Origin of the sequence: Streptococcus sp. 596553, assembly GCF_900411395.1 — a bacterium.
GTDB classification, from domain to species: domain Bacteria; phylum Bacillota; class Bacilli; order Lactobacillales; family Streptococcaceae; genus Streptococcus; species Streptococcus mitis_BA.
This window is the reverse complement of sequence record NZ_OXCQ01000002.1, coordinates 129,268-143,975: the sequence shown is the minus strand read 5'-3', so window position 1 is coordinate 143,975 and position 14,708 is coordinate 129,268. Positions and strand designations below refer to the sequence as shown.

The window sequence follows — 14,708 nt, the reverse complement described above, 5'->3', positions numbered from 1 at the left end:
TTTTGGGCTGACTTCGTCAGTTTCATCTACAACCTCAAAACAGTGTTTTGGGCAGGCTACGGCTAGCTTCCTAATTTGCTCTTTGATTTTTTGAGTATAAGGACATGTTGGATTCTATGTGCTGTACTGTCAACAATACACTCTTCTTGTATATCTACCAATATGATTTACAGAATTTTATTTTACTATAACTTTACCTATATTCCAAGACAAGAAATAAAATAATTAAAAACAAAAACGCATATAACCAATAACTAGCTATATGCATTTTAACACTTAAAGCGAACTGTTACGTTGCGACTAGCAGTATCCAGTCCTAAGTAAGTCAGAAATATACAGTTTATTTACGACTAGCAAGTCATTGACTCGGCAATAGGAGCTCATCTAAATTGATTTTTTCTTAGAGTAGAAATTTCTACGAAAACTATCTAAATAAACTTTTAATCTCTATGACGGACAAAACGTGTCTCAGTTATTCATCAACATCCAAGGTTCTAGTAGTTGACCCATTCCCCATTGGAGTTAACTTTATAACCATCTACTATAGTATTAACCGCTAACCTTCCGTTTTCATTAACATAGTACCATTTGTCTCCAACTTGGAACCATTGATTTACCTTCATTGCACCAGATGATTCCTGATAGTACCAATGGTCTCCATCTTTTATCCAACCAGTTGCCATTGAACCGTTAGCATTGAGATAGTACCACACACCGCTGGATTCAACCCAGCCAGTAGACATTGCTCCACTCTCACTCAAATAATACCATTGGTTACCATCTTTCACCCAACCAGTTGCCATCGCACCAGTAGAACTCAAGTAGTACCATTTACCCGCTTCCTGATGCCATCCTTTCACCACTTCACCAGCAGATGTATAAAAATACCATGCACCATTTTCTTGCTTCCAACCAGTCGTTACTGGAACTTTGGTCTCAGTTTTAAGAGGAGTTAAAGTAACATCTCCTACATAAGATTGGAGATAACGAGAAGCAAGAGAAGTAAGAGGAGAGTTTGCTACCATTCTGCCTGAAGGCTCCATAGACACTTGATTCTTCTCTGACTTCCTTTCTGTCATCTCCTCAGATACATTTTCTCTTACTGTATTCATGGTCTCGACAGGATTTTCTTTCGCATCTTCAGGAATTCTACTACCAGCTAGTGTAACTGGTAAATCATGCATACTGTCAATTCTACCGGCCAGTAGACCTGTAATTTCTTGACCTGCATCTTCTTTATTAAAGGTGAAAAGTAGAGTTTTTTGATCTGCTTGTGTCAAGAAGGTAGCTTTGTGTCCATTCGCTAAAGTCAAAGTCGGAATAGAATTCACTAGTACCTCAGAATCAAATTGCATAGCTAAGATGCCTTGTTCTGCATCCTCTTCTTCTGTTTCCAATTTACGAACTTCCCTGATAGTTACACTTGTTGGATATACCGGATCTTTTGTTAAAAATTCCCAATTAAATTTTCTAAATGATAGGATATAGTCATTTTGTCCTTTTTCAGTGTGTTCATACAAGATACCATACTCCCCATTTCCTAATTCTTGGAGCGAATTATAGGCAAACTCTCCTTTTTGAATTGGTCTATGATGTAACCAAGTCAAGTCTCCGTTGTCCTCTACACGAGCCAAATGAGCCATTCCATTCGTCCGTTTAGGTCCTCCTGAATTGGTTAAAATGATATATTCTTTTCCTTCGTGCATGGTGTGAATAGCAGCCATTTGGACATAAACATCTTTAACCTGATTATATCTCTTGATTTCCTTGTCCCAAGTTTGCCCACCATCTTTACTTGTGGCAACCTGTAAATCACCCGTTAACCCTCTCATAAAGAGTTTCACATCACCATTATTTAACTGCACAGCAACTGACTCAGTATTTTGGGCATTCCTATTATTCATAGTTGAGGAATGAATTTTCCTTCCGCCTACTGTCCTATCATCATTGACAGCAGCTCCAGCCTGCCATGTTTCTCCATGATCATCTGAATAAATCAAACGAGAAGACTGGGATCCGCTTAGATGGGAGATAGCATTGGTGGTATAAGTAGGAACTAAGATACGACCCTTGTGCTCTCCTGTTCTAAGCACAATTCCTGTACCTGGACCTGTTCCTAAAAATTTCATCCAATCTTGGCGAATTGATGGTGTAATATCTCTTGGTTGCGACCATGTTTTCCCATCATCATCACTATAAGAAAGCCACAAATAGCTCGTATAGGCTACACGAAATGGATTTTTAGCAGATGGAGCAAAGTAGATATTCCCAAGAAGCTCTTCTCCTTTATAGAGGTCACCCTTATCTCTGTAGGCTTCTTCTTTTGGATCCACTACAACGCGATAATCTGTTTTTTGATTATTTGCATCATATACTTCTCCGTTTTCTCGGACAGTATATGCTTGATTTTCCCCTTGTTTATATAGTAATTGATAGTGCTTATCTCCAACTTGTTGATAAGCTTTTTGAGGTTTGTTTGGCATTCCAAAGACAGCTCGACCTTCTGGAAACATATCGTAGATTGAAAAAATTCTCTTTGTGGTAGGATCTTGAACCAAGACCATATCGATATTAAGTGGAGATGGTGCCTGCGGATCTTTTGCTTCTGGATTGTCTCGCAAGTTGGTCAAGGTTAAGGTTGGCTGCCAAGTAGTTCCCCCATCCTCACTTCTCCTAACGACCATAGCAATATCTCCCCAATCAGAATGGTGGAGACGACGCTGATCTGCCCCTGCCAGTAATGTTCCTTTATCCGTACGTAGCAAAGCTGGAATCCGATAACTCTTAATTCCTTCACTATTTGGCTTACCATTGACACCGCTCATAAACAACTCTTGCTTCTCTGTCAAGACTGCCCCTTCAGGAAGTGACGGCTCAATATCTGTCACATCAAATAACTGGCTACGTTTTTTGACTTCCTCTGGAGTTAGAGCACGATTGTATACAGTCAGATTACGAATAGAGAGATTTGAGCCCCACTTCAGTTCTCCTGCTCTATTAGTTGCACCTAACTGAAGTTTATCCACATCTGGCATGTCTGCCAGGAATTTCCCTGACTTTTTATTCGTACGAGATAATACACCATTCACATAAAGACGAACCTGACCATTTGGACTATCCTTTCTTGGTCTTTCAACAGTAAAAGTAACCGAATTATACTTGCCTGGTCTAATCTTCAAAGGCGCATCTGTATAACTTCCATAAAATTGGCTACCATCAGCTCCACGTCCCTCTATCAAAGCTGTCCCATTATTGATTGCCATTGTAAAGTACTCATTTACTTTAGTTGTACTGGAAGCAGAAAAGAGATTGTAAAAACTAGGACCATCAGCAGCCGGTTTGAACTCCACATGAACAGTTGCATTTTGGAGTCCCTTTACTTTCTCTAATTCATCAGACAAGTCTACTCTTTTTTCGTTTGAATCATTCGTCTCTAAGTCATCTTTTTCTATCACTGTTTCGACATTTTCCAAATCTCGTGCATAGTAATCTCTTGGAATTTTTTCTTCTTGCTTATCTTCCCTTTCTTGTTCTTGCTCATTGCCAGAAAGTTCAGTCTCTGAAACAGACTCTACATGCTCTGCAGGAAGAGTTATATTTTCTCCTTCCTCAGAAGGCTGGCTCTTTTCTGTATCAGTTAGGGTTGAGCTCCCCCCCCCCCCGAAAGTTGAGTTTCATTTGCCAGAGGTTGCTCACTCGCCCCTTCTTGAGCTAAAACAGGAGACGTTCCAAACACCACTGCTCCCACAATCATAGAAACCGCTCCTACCGATAGTTTCCTAATGCTATAACGACACTTACGTTCTTGAACATTCCGATTCATACTGTTCCTCTCTATATCTATATCCCGATTTCTGAAATAAGACATTTACTCCAGAAAATGCACTTAGTTTGTCTTTTCTTAACTTTCTTTTACTACAGTTCATTTAAATGACAAAAATGAACTAAACAAACTATCTCAAATTGGTGCCAAATTTCCCCTCTCCTTTCTCCAATCAGACTCCTACCAATCTAGTTTATCTACCAGGACACCGCTGCAATTAAACTAAAATATCTCTTTATAAGCAAATTATTGGACATCAGCTTATGCTATTTACACCATACTTCCTGCTCAATCCTTATCGAACACTTTTTCAAATAGCTTTTCATAAGCATAAATACTTGTAGAAATAATGGGAAATATAATCAAGCTCACAATCAGAATCTTATCCAGCTTAAAGGGGACAATCCCAAATAAGTGAAGAAATAAATCAATCAGAAAACTGTCGAAAAAAACTGTCAAAAGTAGTTCAATTTGTCTTTTTCTCTGCTTTTTTGTCTTGAATGCCTTAAATATCATATTATTCCCCTTTTCTAAGCTTCAATCCCTTCTCTCTATCTGTCATTTCGCATAGCTGCTACTATTTTTACAGCAATCTATCTTTAAATATACATAAAGATAAGATTCTATCACTTTTTATAAGTGTTAGCAAATTTATTATACCTCATTTCTAAAACGCTTTCAATACAGTGTGATATAATAGATTTTAGTTTCAAGAAACTCTTTTATATAATAATCTCCTTGAAAGTAGTTTCAGCTGAACATTTATAGTCCATAAAAAGAAAACAGAGATTCATCTGTTTTTATACTCAATGAAAATCAAAGACCAAGCTAGGAAGCTAGCCGCATACTGTACTTGAGTGCGGCAAGGCGAAGCTGACGTAGTTTGAAAAGATTTTCGAAGAGTATCAATGCACTATAAAACGCATAGTATCAAGTTTTCTTAATCCCCTGATACTATGCGTGTTTGTATTTTTTAAGATTTTGTGCTTAGAGTCGACTCCTTATTTTAGATATTTAAAAGAAATCTCACTCCCACAGAGCCAGTTGTAGACTTGGTCGTTGACAAAAACATTCATGGCTTCATGAGCATACTCGGGCATGATGCGATAAGCCTTATCACAGGTCAAACGATTGTAAATCGCAAACTGGGTAATAGGATAGCAAACATCGTCGTCCAAGCCCGTAATCATCTTAACCTCACCCTTGATACGATGGGCAAGATTTTTCACATCGATATAGGCAAGGGTAGCCATGATTTCCTCCTCTGTTTCATGAAAAGGATCGTGAAACTTGAAATAACGGAAAAGTTCGTCGTAAGCCTCGCTAGTGTTCCCAATCTCAAGCACTCGTCTAAAGTCTGACAAGAAGGGATAGATGGCAACTGTTTTCTGAATCCGAGGATTGAGCGCTGCCGCAACCAAGGCTAGAGCCCCACCTTGAGAGGCACCATAGCTAGAAAGACGCTTCTCATCAACCTCAGGCAGACTAGCAACCATTTCAATCAACTGGTAAATATCCAGATAAACATCCTTATAAAAGAGGTGATCCCGACCTTCCACAGCCCCACGGATGATATGCCCCTTAACCGTATTTCCTAGAGGAGAACGCAAGCCGTCTTGTGAGTAACCTGACTGACCCCGCACATCCATTGAGACAACACCGTAACCAGCCACGGTGAAGGCCAGCATGTCGGCCCAGTCCCAACCACGTCCCATATAACCATGGAAATGGAAGATTATCGGAACCTTCTTCTCACTCTTTGGAAGAACGACGCGTGCATAGACCTTGCCTTCCTTGCTTCCTTCAAAGGTTAACTCATAGCACTTGACTTGAGGAATGTGGAAATTTCTTTCCTCCAACTGGTAGGCTGGTAGAGTTGAAACTTTTTTCACTTCCCCATCCCAGAAAGCATCAAAGTCTTCTGGAACCTCATCCCTTCCTAGATAGGTCTTCATTTCTTCTAACAAAGCTGGATTTTTCATAGCATGCTCCTTTTATTTTGTAATCGTTACCACAACTGTAGCATATCTATGTAATCAATGCAAGAAAGAAGGGTAAATAGAAAATGAATTTAGATTCTTTACTTTTAGGATGATGGGCTGAAAGTAGTTTTAGAAACGAAAAAAGAGCACTTCGCTCTCTCTTCTGTTTATACTAGTTTTTTGCTTCTTTCTTTTGGAAAGTGGTTTGGTAATTTACTTTAATCGTTACTGTCATGTGAGAGTCCTCGTTTCTTTTTGATGACTCTAGTATAAAGGCCAAACCTGAAAGCTAGCTTAAGTTTTCCTTAGAGAAAGCTTAATCCAGATGTTCTTTCTTTTCCAGATGAAGGGCAATCATGCGCCACTCTGGATCTTCTTGCCAAGCTTCTATGTACATAGTATGGCTAACGAAAAAAGAGCATTTCGCTCTCTCTTCTGTTTATACTAGTTTTTTGCTTCCTTCTTTTGGAAAGTGGTTTGGTAATTTACTTTAATCGTTACTGTCATATGAGAGTCCTCGTTTCTTTTTGATGACTCTAGTATAAGGGGCTAACCTGAAAGCTAGCTTAAGATTTCCTTAGAGAAAGCTTAATCTAAATGTTCTTTCTTTTCCATATGAAGGGCAATCATGCGCCACTCTGGATCCTCTTGCCAACCTTCTATCGAACTAATGTAGCTAGCAACCTTCCTGGCTTCTTCTAAAATCGGAAAATCTTCGATAATATCAGCCACTTGGAATTCTGGAAGTCCTGATTGTCTGGTTCCAAAAATCTCACCAGAACCACGCATTTTCAAATCTTCCTCCGCAAGAACAAAACCATTGGTAGTTTCTGTCATGATGCGCATGCGGTCTTTCCCAGAATCCGTCTTAGGATTGGCAACAAGAACAGCATAGGACTGCTTGTCCCCCCGACCAACTCGACCTCTAAGCTGGTGAAGCTGGCTGAGCCCGAAGCGATCGGCATCCATGATGATCATAACTGTCGCATTTGGAACGTTAACCCCGACCTCGATAACTGTCGTCGAAACCAGAATATCCGTCTTTCTCTCTTTGAAATCCTGCATGATTTGATCTTTTTCATCACTCTTCATCTTACCATGTAGAAGAGCCACCTCTGCCTTGCCTGCAAAGTGAGCTGTCAACTCCTCTGACAAAGCGATAGCATTTTTCAAATCCAGAGCTTCAGATTCTTCAATCAAGGGAGAGATGACATAGGCTTGTGAACCTTTTTGAATTTCCCCCTCTAACCAAGTCAAGACCTGAGGTAGTTGCTCATGTTTGATCCAGCGCGTCACAATAGGCTTCCGACCCGCAGGCATCTGGTCGATAATGGAAACATCCATATCGCCAAAGGCTGTGATAGCCAAGGTCCGTGGAATGGGAGTCGCCGTCATCATGAGGACATCAGGATTGTCGCCTTTTTCTCGTAAAATACGCCTTTGCCCCACACCAAAGCGGTGCTGCTCATCGATGATAATCAAGCCCAGACGAGCATAATCCACCCCATCCTGTATCAGAGCGTGGGTTCCGATAATCAAATCAGCCTCACCCTTGGCAATAGTCTCCAAGACTTCTCTCTTTTCTGCAGCTTTCAAGGAACCTATCAAAAGAGCGAGTTTTAGGTCTGGGAAGAGACTCTTCAAACTATCAAAGTGTTGCTCTGCAAGGATTTCTGTTGGTACCATGAGGGCAGCCTGATAACCAGCTGTCACTGCTGCAAACATAGCCAAGCCAGCAACTACTGTTTTCCCGCTCCCCACATCTCCTTGCAGGAGACGATTCATGTGGTGGTCCGACTTCATATCGGTTAAAATTTCCAGCAAACTTTTTTCTTGAGCTGGGGTCAGGGCAAAAGGTAGATTTTCTTTAACTGCTGTCACCTTTTCCTGAGACCAATTCAGAACCAGACCGCTTCCCTGAACTCTATTTTCAGACTTGAGCGTCTGCAACTGCATTTGGAAATAAAAAAGTTCCTCAAACTTGATACGGCGAAGAGCCTGCTTGTATTCTGCCAAATCCTTGGGGAAATGCATGGCACGAACGGCCTGACAACGGGACATGAGTTTGTATTTGTCCAGCAAGGACTGGGGAAGATTTTCTTCTATCAAGAGGTCCAGTCCCTGATCAAAAGCTGTCTTGATAACCTTGACCAGACTGGCCTGACTGATTCCCTGAGCCAAACGATAGACAGGCTGGAGGTCATCTTCTACCTGAGCCAGAACCTTCATCCCAGTCAGACTAGCCTTGGCTCGGTCCCATTTTCCAAAGACAGCAAGGGTTGCTCCCAACTCTATCTTATCTGCTAGATAGGGCTGGTTAAAGAAATTCACCGCAAAAACAACTTCTCCCTGCTTGAGGCTAAAACGCAGGCGATTACGCTTGAAACCATAATACTGGACACTAGCAGGAGTCACGACTTGACCAGATAGGACAGCCTTCTCCCCGTCTTCTAGCTCCAGCACCTGCTTGGTTTTGAAGTCTTCATAACGGAAAGGAAAGTAGAGCAAGAGGTCTTGCAAATTTTCAATTCCTAGTTTGGCGTATTTTTCTGCTGACTTTGGTCCCACACCAGGTAAGACATGCAAGGGTTGATGTAGATTCATGCTCCACTCCTTTCTTTTCTAATAATATTCTCTCGGAATGCGGTCGCTGAGAAGACAAACCACCTCGTAGTTAATAGTGCCGCGGTAGGTCGCTACCTGAGTAGCTGTGATTTCCTTGTCCCCGTTGGTGCCAATCAGGGTAACTTTTGTTCCTAGCGGGTAAACCTTAGGCAGACGAATAGTGATTTGGTCCATAGAAACTCGTCCAACAATTGGGCAAGCTTGGCCATCTACCAAGACAGCGAAATTTTGCATATCTCGTGTCCAACCATCTGCATAGCCGATTGGCACCGTCGCGATGACTTGCTCGCTATTCGCTTGATAAGTTGCTCCATAGCCCATGCAAGCTCCAGCTGGAACTGTCTTAACATGAACCAGAGCAGACTCCAAGGCCAAGGCTGGAGTCAAGTCATAAGGCAAGTCCAAGACCTCTCCGCTTGGGTTTAAACCATACATAGCATCTCCCATACGGACGGCATTGAAAATGGTATCTGCATGCCATAGAGTCGTTGCAGAATTGCTAGCATGAACCAAGTCTGGAAGACCTTTCATACTGGCCAAAATATCTTTAAACCGTTCTAACTGGGCATTAAAGTAGTCATCTGATTTCTCGTCTGCAGTAGCAAAGTGGGTAAAGATCCCTTCAACACGAGCGCCGTGTTGTTGGAGTAAGTCTTGAGCCTGCTCAGCCTCACGACCCTCTCTAAAACCAATCCGTCCCATTCCTGAATCAATCTTGAGGTGAACTGTCAAACCAGATAAATCTACTTCCTTATCTAAGAGTGCTTGAATCCACTCCAGTCCAGCCACTGTCAAGGTGATGTCATATTCTTTAGCAAGAGTAACAGCTTCGATTTCAGACACTCCTAAAATAAGGATTGGCTTGCTGAGTCCAGACTGTCTGAGTTCAATGGCCTCATCAATATTGGAAACGCAAAAGCCATCAACATCATCTTGAATTGCCTTGGCAACGGCAACAGCCCCATGACCATAGGCATTAGCCTTGACTACTGCAAATTTGAGCGTTCCTTCAGGGATATGAGCCCCCATTTGCTGAATATTTTGTCGAATAGCTCCCAGATGAATCAGAGCCTTGGTTGGTCTATGTGGACTAGTTTTCATGATTTTCCTCCAAAATGACACTGGCTGTCACAAACTGATCTGTATGGCTGATAGACAGCCAAATCTTTCCTGAAAATGGTGACTGACTAAAATAAGGCGCCCCGCGTTCATTGTTTAAGACTTCCAAATCCTGAAAACCGAGCTTGCCAATACCCGTTCCCATAGCCTTGGAAAAGGCCTCCTTAGCCGACCAGCGACCTGCCAAATATTCGATTTGTCTGCGCCCTTTAAGACTGTTAAATCGCTCCATTTCCTTAGCTGTCAGCACGCGCTTGGCAAATCCTTCATGTCGTGTAACTGCGCTTTCTATCGAAGCCAATTCTTCGATGTCAATTCCGTGTCCAACTATCATTCTCATCAAAAGGAGTTGAGATTCCCCAACTCCATCCTTTTCACTTATTTTGTCAAGGTAGCATAAATCTCTTCTACCAAGGCCTCTGTATTTTCCCAACCTAGGCAAGGGTCAGTAATAGAGCAACCAAAGACCTCTGGTTGGTTTTGGCGACCATCTGCTAGGTAAGATTCAATCATAAAGCCTCGAACCGTCTTTTTGATTTTCTCATTCCAATCACGATTTTGCAAGGTCTGGCGAACAATTCGAATCTGCTCCATATATTGCTTGCCTGAGTTATCATGGTTGGTATCAATGAGGATAAAAGGATTTTCAAGTCCCATGGTTTCATAGCGTTCAATGGCTTGGAGTAGGTTTTCATAGTAGTAATTCGGCATATAATTGCCATATTCGTTGACTGCTCCACGGAGGATAACATGGGACAAAGGATTTCCTGAAGTCTCAACTTCCTGCCCATGATAAAGGAAGGTTTGCTTGTTTTGAGCAGCATAGATGGCGTTAAACATAACACCCAAATTTCCAGAAGTTGGATTTTTCATCCCCACTGGTGCATCAATCCCAGAAGCCACAAAGCGGTGCTCTTGGTCTTCCACAGAACGAGCTCCAACGGCATGATAGCTGACCAAGTCATCCACCAAGATTAGATTTGACGGATAAAGCATCTCATCTGCCGTCGTCAAACCAGTCTCTGTAATCACGCGGTAGTGCAACTGGCGCACAGCCTGCAAACCGTTAATCAGGCTTGGAGCCTTAGAAGTATCTGGCTGGTGCACCAAGCCCTTATAGCCGTCTCCATTGGTACGAGGCTTAGCAGTATACACGCGCATAACCATGAAAATCTTGTCCGCTACCTTCTTTTGCAAGGCGGATAAACGGCGAGCATATTCCAAGACCGCCTCTTCATTATCAGAAGAGCAAGGACCAATCACCAAGAGGATACGGTCATCTTCCCCTGAAATAATGTCTGCCAATTCCCTGTCACGGCTTTCCTTGAGTCTCAAGGCTTCCGCAGACAATTGGGTTTCAGCCTTGATGACTTCCATATCGATTTCTTGACCTTTTTCAATAAATGCCATCTTATTCTCCTAACGTTTTGTAAATTTCTCTGACAAGAGCTTCTGTGTTATCCCAACCTAGGCAAGGGTCTGTGATAGACTTGCCAAATACTTCTGGCTCATTTTGTCGACCATCTTCCAGATAAGACTCAATCATAAAACCACGAACGAACTGCTTAATTTTTTCATTCCAAGCACGGTTAATCAAGGTCTGGCGGACAATTCGGATTTGTTCCATATACTGTTTGCCAGAATTGTCATGATTGGTATCAATGATGATAAAAGGATTTTCCAAGCCCATTTTCTCATACTGGGCAATGGTGTCAATTAAATTGTCATAATAGTAGTTGGGAATATTTTTTCCATACTCATTAAGAGCACCACGAAGAATGGCGTGTGAAAGCGGGTTCCCAGTTGTTTCCACTTCTTTTCCTAGGAAAAGGAAACTCTGTTTGTTTTGAGCAGCATAAATCCCATTAAACATAACATTGAGATTTCCAGAAGTTGGATTTTTAAACCCAGTCGCGAAATCTGCTCCACTTGCCACAAAGCGATGTTGCTGGTCTTCAACCGAACGAGCACCAACTGCCATGTAAGAAATCAAATCATCCACAAGCGGAAGATTTTCAGGATAAAGCATTTCATCAGCAGTCGTCATACCTGTTTCTGTGATAACACGATAATGAAGATGGCGAACAGCTTTGATTCCGTTGATGAGGCTTGGTGCTTCTGTCGCGTTAGGCTGGTGAATCAAGCCCTTGTAGCCATCTCCGTTGGTACGGGGTTTGGCTGTATAAACACGCATAACCATAAAGATACGGTCTGCTACTTCTTCTTGCAAAGCTGCCAAACGCTTAGCGTACTCAAGAACAGCTTCTTCATTGTCAGATGAGCATGGCCCGATTACCAAGAGAATCCGTTGGTCTTCTCCACGTATAATGGCTTCTAGCTCTTGATCGCGCTGTGATTTTCTCTCCAAAGCTTGGCCTTCTAATTTTGATAAGGCACGAACTTCTTCAATGTTTATTTTGGGACTTTTTGCTGTAAATACCATAACTCATCTCCTTATAAAGCAAACGGATACCAAGTAAAAATTTACTTTTCACAAGGTATCCGCCTCTAAACTATCTCATTTTATTGTCTTTTACCGTGACAGTTTTTAAACTTCTTACCAGAACCACATGGGCAAAGTTCATTGCGTCCAATCTGGCTCAAATCCAAATCTTCTGGCATACTTGCTTGGTGAGCAGCGATATTGCGAGTCGCTGTTGTACTGATATGGCGTTCTGACTGTGGTCTTTCTTGCTCATGAATTTGTGCTTTCATCATCAAACGTGTCACATCAAACTCAATCGAACCAATCATGTCATTAAACATACGGAAACCTTCTGCCTGATACTCAACAACAGGGTTGTTCTGAGCATAGCCACGAAGTCCAACCGCGTTACGCAATTGATCAAGGGCATCGATATGATCTGTCCACTTGTTATCCACCACTCGTAGAATCAAAACTTTTTGGAATTCTTTAACTGCTTCTTCATCGCGTAGTTTTGAAACCTGACTATCGTAAACCTTCAAGGCACGTTGGAAAAGCTCTTCCTTAATAGCCTTATCAGACAAACCTGACAAGTCTTCCATCGTAATAGAATCTTCTGGAAGCAAGTTGTACTTAGCAAAGTTCAAAATCGCTTCTAGTTTTTCATCTTGTTTGGCACGCGCATGACCATCAACGACACGTTCAATCGTGCGTTTGATCATAGACTGAATTTCAGGTGCCAAGTCACGGTCTGCAGTAATGACATCGTAACGTTGAGCATAGATAATCTCACGTTGTTCACGCATGACGTCATCGTATTGAAGGACTTGTTTACGGGTATCGTAGTTATTTCCTTCAACACGTTTTTGCGCTGCTTCAACCTGACGCGTCAACATACGAGACTCAATCGCCTCTTCAGACATGTTGAGACGTTCAAAGATTCCCTTCAAGCGTTCAGAACCAAAACGTTTCATCAAGTCATCTTCAAGAGAGAGGTAGAATTGTGACTCACCTGGGTCTCCTTGACGACCTGAACGTCCACGAAGCTGGTTATCGATACGACGACTTTCATGACGTTCTGTACCAATCACACAAAGTCCACCCAATTCACGAACCCCTTCACCAAGCTTGATGTCGGTACCACGACCGGCCATGTTGGTTGCGATAGTAACAGCACCACGTTGACCAGCATTCATGATGATTTGGGCTTCTCTATAGTGATTTTTGGCATTCAAGACTTCGTGAGGAACGCCAGCTGCAACCAATTTCTTAGAAATGTAATCACTGGTTTCAACCGCTACTGTACCAACCAAGACAGGCTGACCTTTTTGGTAACGAGCCTTAACGTCTTCGACAACCGCCTTAAACTTAGCCTCGATACTTGCATAAAGAAGGTCTGAGTGGTCAATACGTTGAACAGGACGGTTGGTTGGGATTGGAATAACACGAATGTTGTAGATTTCACGGAATTCTTCTTCCTCAGTCTTACCTGTACCCGTCATACCAGACAATTTCTTGTACATACGGAAAAGGTTTTGGTAAGTGATTGAGGCAGATGTCTTGGTTTCATCCTGGATTGGCACACCTTCTTTGGCTTCAATAGCTTGGTGCAAGCCATCAGAATAACGACGACCTTCCATGGTACGACCTGTAAATTGGTCGACAATCAAAATTTCTTGCTCTTCGCTCACCACATAGTCAATATCGAGAAGCATGATGTAGTTAGCACGAAGGGCGTTATCGATAAAGTGAGTCAGAGCTACATTTTCGATGTCATAGAGGTTTTCAAGCTTGAAGTAGCTTTCAGCCTTGTCAATCCCTGAATCAGACAAACCAATAGTCTTAGACTGCACATCGATGATGTAGTCGTCTTTGTCCAAAGATTTTACATAGTGGTCTGCCATGTGGTAGAGCTGACTGGTTTCAACTGCGTTAGCACCTGATACGATTAAAGGTGTACGGGCCTCGTCAATCAAGATAGAGTCAACCTCATCGACCAAGGCATAGTTGAGCGGACGTTGTACCATGTTTTCAGCACGAACGACCATGTTATCACGAAGGTAGTCAAATCCGATTTCTGAGTTGGTTGAGTAGGTAATATCACACTCATAGGCTTCTTTTTTCTCCATTGGAGATTTGGCAGCCAAGTTAATCCCTACTGACAAACCAAGCCATGAGTACAATTCACCCATCTCAGTCGCATCACGTTCTGACAAGTACTCATTGACCGTAACTACGTGAACCCCTTTACCTGAAAGGGCATTGAGGTATACGGGCATAGTCGCAGTCAAGGTTTTCCCTTCCCCTGTACGCATCTCTGGCACGTCACCATGGTGAAGAACGATCCCCCCCATAACCTGAACCTTATATGGGAAGAGACCTAGGACACGTTTGGCACCTTCACGGACAACCGCAAATGCTTCATAAAGTAATGAATCCAGTGATTCTCCATTTTGATAACGTTCTTTAAATTCAACTGTTTTTGCTTTTAGTTGGTCGTCAGTCAAAGCAGCCATTTGGTCTTCGTATTTGAAAACCTTGTCAGCCATCTTTTCCAGACGACGGATTTCTCCTTTATCATTTTCGATAATTGTTTTTAAAATATTAGCCATGTTTTTCCTTACTTTAAATTCCGAATATTTTAGAATGTTCTTTTAATTTTAGCACAATTACTGATTATTTTCAAGGAAGAATCCCCATTTTGAAAAGGAAAAAGAGGCTAGTTTCCAAGCTA

10 protein-coding genes are annotated in these 14,708 nt (G+C 42.1%); all 10 read right to left on the bottom strand.

Features of this window, described 5'->3' with window-relative positions; all coding sequences use genetic code 11:
* Positions 1 to 494 precede the first annotated feature (494 nt).
* The 10 genes from DSY56_RS12705 to secA all read right to left on the bottom strand — a co-directional run bounded on the left by DSY56_RS12705 (position 495) and on the right by secA (position 14,586).
* Positions 495 to 3,473, bottom strand: coding sequence for a sialidase domain-containing protein (locus tag DSY56_RS12705; RefSeq protein ID WP_373455502.1), 2,979 nt, complete (start codon positions 3,471 to 3,473; stop codon positions 495 to 497).
* A 164-nt stretch (positions 3,474 to 3,637) separates the two neighbouring features.
* On the bottom strand, positions 3,638 to 3,823 hold the full coding sequence (locus DSY56_RS03600) for a YSIRK-type signal peptide-containing protein (protein ID WP_112444003.1): 186 nt from the start codon (positions 3,821 to 3,823) through the stop codon (positions 3,638 to 3,640).
* Positions 3,824 to 4,111: 288 nt separating this feature from the next.
* Positions 4,112 to 4,339 carry a hypothetical protein gene (locus tag DSY56_RS03595; RefSeq protein WP_000576348.1) on the bottom strand — a complete coding sequence of 76 codons (228 nt, stop codon included), beginning with the start codon at positions 4,337 to 4,339 and terminating at the stop codon, positions 4,112 to 4,114.
* A 485-nt stretch (positions 4,340 to 4,824) separates the two neighbouring features.
* Positions 4,825 to 5,805, bottom strand: coding sequence for an acetylxylan esterase (locus DSY56_RS03585; protein ID WP_112443891.1), 981 nt, complete (start codon positions 5,803 to 5,805; stop codon positions 4,825 to 4,827).
* 588 nt (positions 5,806 to 6,393) lie between these two features.
* On the bottom strand, positions 6,394 to 8,409 hold the full coding sequence (recG, locus tag DSY56_RS03570; RefSeq protein ID WP_112443889.1) for an ATP-dependent DNA helicase RecG: 2,016 nt from the start codon (positions 8,407 to 8,409) through the stop codon (positions 6,394 to 6,396).
* Positions 8,410 to 8,427: 18 nt separating this feature from the next.
* Positions 8,428 to 9,531, bottom strand: a complete 1,104-nt coding sequence (gene alr / locus DSY56_RS03565) for an alanine racemase (protein WP_112443888.1) — start codon at positions 9,529 to 9,531, stop codon at positions 8,428 to 8,430.
* Positions 9,521 to 9,883, bottom strand: coding sequence for a holo-ACP synthase (gene acpS / locus DSY56_RS03560; protein ID WP_234990546.1), 363 nt, complete (start codon positions 9,881 to 9,883; stop codon positions 9,521 to 9,523). Before acpS ends, alr begins: the two co-directional genes overlap by 11 nt.
* A gap of 44 nt (positions 9,884 to 9,927) precedes the next feature.
* Complete coding sequence (locus tag DSY56_RS03555) at positions 9,928 to 10,959, bottom strand: 3-deoxy-7-phosphoheptulonate synthase (protein WP_050091698.1); 1,032 nt, start codon at positions 10,957 to 10,959, stop codon at positions 9,928 to 9,930.
* Position 10,960: 1 nt separating this feature from the next.
* Positions 10,961 to 11,992, bottom strand: a complete 1,032-nt coding sequence (locus tag DSY56_RS03550) for a 3-deoxy-7-phosphoheptulonate synthase (RefSeq protein ID WP_112443886.1) — start codon at positions 11,990 to 11,992, stop codon at positions 10,961 to 10,963.
* An 80-nt stretch (positions 11,993 to 12,072) separates the two neighbouring features.
* On the bottom strand, positions 12,073 to 14,586 hold the full coding sequence (gene secA, locus DSY56_RS03545; RefSeq protein WP_112443885.1) for a preprotein translocase subunit SecA: 2,514 nt from the start codon (positions 14,584 to 14,586) through the stop codon (positions 12,073 to 12,075).
* Positions 14,587 to 14,708 lie beyond the last annotated feature (122 nt).

Excerpts from the sequence above, each read along its gene's own strand:
- secA (WP_112443885.1), bottom strand. The coding sequence starts at position 14,586 with ATGGCTAATATTTTAAAAACAATTATCGAAAATGATAAAGGAGAAATC.
- DSY56_RS03595 (WP_000576348.1), bottom strand. The coding sequence starts at position 4,339 with ATGATATTTAAGGCATTCAAGACAAAAAAGCAGAGAAAAAGACAAATT.
- DSY56_RS03550 (WP_112443886.1), bottom strand. The coding sequence starts at position 11,992 with ATGGTATTTACAGCAAAAAGTCCCAAAATAAACATTGAAGAAGTTCGT.
- DSY56_RS03600 (WP_112444003.1), bottom strand. The coding sequence starts at position 3,823 with ATGAATCGGAATGTTCAAGAACGTAAGTGTCGTTATAGCATTAGGAAA.
- DSY56_RS03555 (WP_050091698.1), bottom strand. The coding sequence starts at position 10,959 with ATGGCATTTATTGAAAAAGGTCAAGAAATCGATATGGAAGTCATCAAG.
- DSY56_RS03585 (WP_112443891.1), bottom strand. The coding sequence starts at position 5,805 with ATGAAAAATCCAGCTTTGTTAGAAGAAATGAAGACCTATCTAGGAAGG.
- alr (WP_112443888.1), bottom strand. The coding sequence starts at position 9,531 with ATGAAAACTAGTCCACATAGACCAACCAAGGCTCTGATTCATCTGGGA.
- recG (WP_112443889.1), bottom strand. The coding sequence starts at position 8,409 with ATGAATCTACATCAACCCTTGCATGTCTTACCTGGTGTGGGACCAAAG.
- acpS (WP_234990546.1), bottom strand. The coding sequence starts at position 9,883 with ATGATAGTTGGACACGGAATTGACATCGAAGAATTGGCTTCGATAGAA.